Genomic DNA, 1,004 nt, shown 5'->3' with positions numbered 1-1,004 from the left:
GGTGAGATCCGCGCCGCGATCCTGCTGCTCCTGGCGGAGCAGCCGATGCACGGCTACCAGATCATCAGCGAGCTGGCGGAGCGGACGGACGGCCGCTGGCGCCCCAGCGCCGGCGCGGTCTACCCCGCGCTGTCCCTGCTCGCCGACGAGGGCCTCGTGGTCCTCACCGAGGACCGTGGCCGCAAGCTCGCCACGCTGACCGACGAGGGCACCGCCTACGTCGAGCAGCACAAGGACGAGCTCGGCACCCCCTGGGAGCAGGTCGGCCACGGTCACGGCCGCCAGCTGCGGCACGAGCTGCGCGCGCTGGCCGACGCCGTCGAGCAGGTCGCCCGCACCGGCACCGCCGACCAGGTGGCCACCGTCACCGCGGTGCTCGACAAGGCCCGCCGCGAGGTCTACCTGACCCTCGCCGGTGAGGCGCCCACCCAGGACCGCTGACCCGTCCACCGCCCCGGCCCGGAGAGCGGTTACGCAGCACCCTTGACAGAATGACCACATGACCGCACTTGAGGCCATCCTCGACGACTACCTGCTCAGGTCGGAGTCGGAGTCCGACCGGGACGAGAAGTTCGAGGAGCTGATGAAGGCGTTCCTGCGCTCCGACGCGGAATGGGCCACCGCCTTCGACACGGTGTGGTCATGGGGCGAATGGCCCGGCCACGAGGGTCCGGGCAACGGGATCAGCCTGGTCGCGCGGGAGCAGGACACCGAGAACCTGGTGGCCGTCCAGTGCGCGTTCCACGATCCGGCACAGCCCTTGTCGAGGCCGGACGTCGCCGACTTCCTCTCGGCGTCGAACAAGGCGCCGTTCACGACCCGGCTCGTGGTCGCGACGACCGACACCTGGGACAAGGAGCTGGAAGAGCTGGTCCAGGACGAGAAGATCCCCGTCCACCGCGTCGGGCTGACCCGGATGCTGGACTCGTCCGTCGACTGGGCCCGCTTCGGACCGGCGGCGGTGGCCGCCGGATAGCGCCAGCGTGCCGACTCGGCAGAAACGG

General features: G+C 71.0%; 2 protein-coding genes. Both read left to right on the top strand.

The genetic code is table 11. The annotated features are described in order from the left end of the window. Positions 1 to 441, top strand: a 441-nt coding sequence (locus ACFWEJ_RS28830) for a PadR family transcriptional regulator (protein ID WP_377232578.1), incomplete at its 5' end; no start/stop codon positions are given. A gap of 58 nt (positions 442 to 499) precedes the next feature. Next, a complete protein-coding gene (locus ACFWEJ_RS28825) occupies positions 500 to 976 on the top strand; it encodes a hypothetical protein (RefSeq protein ID WP_377232577.1) in 477 nt (158 codons plus the stop codon). The last annotated feature ends 28 nt before the right edge of the window (positions 977 to 1,004 follow it).

Origin of the sequence: Promicromonospora sp. NPDC060204, assembly GCF_042728455.1 — a bacterium.
Taxonomy (GTDB): domain Bacteria; phylum Actinomycetota; class Actinomycetes; order Actinomycetales; family Cellulomonadaceae; genus Promicromonospora.
The sequence above is the reverse complement of the archived record's forward strand: the minus strand, read 5'-3'. Positions and strand labels throughout refer to the sequence as shown.

What these genes read in the sequence shown, in the direction of transcription:
- ACFWEJ_RS28825 (WP_377232577.1), top strand. Translation starts at nt 500, where the DNA reads ATGACCGCACTTGAGGCCATCCTCGACGACTACCTGCTCAGGTCGGAG.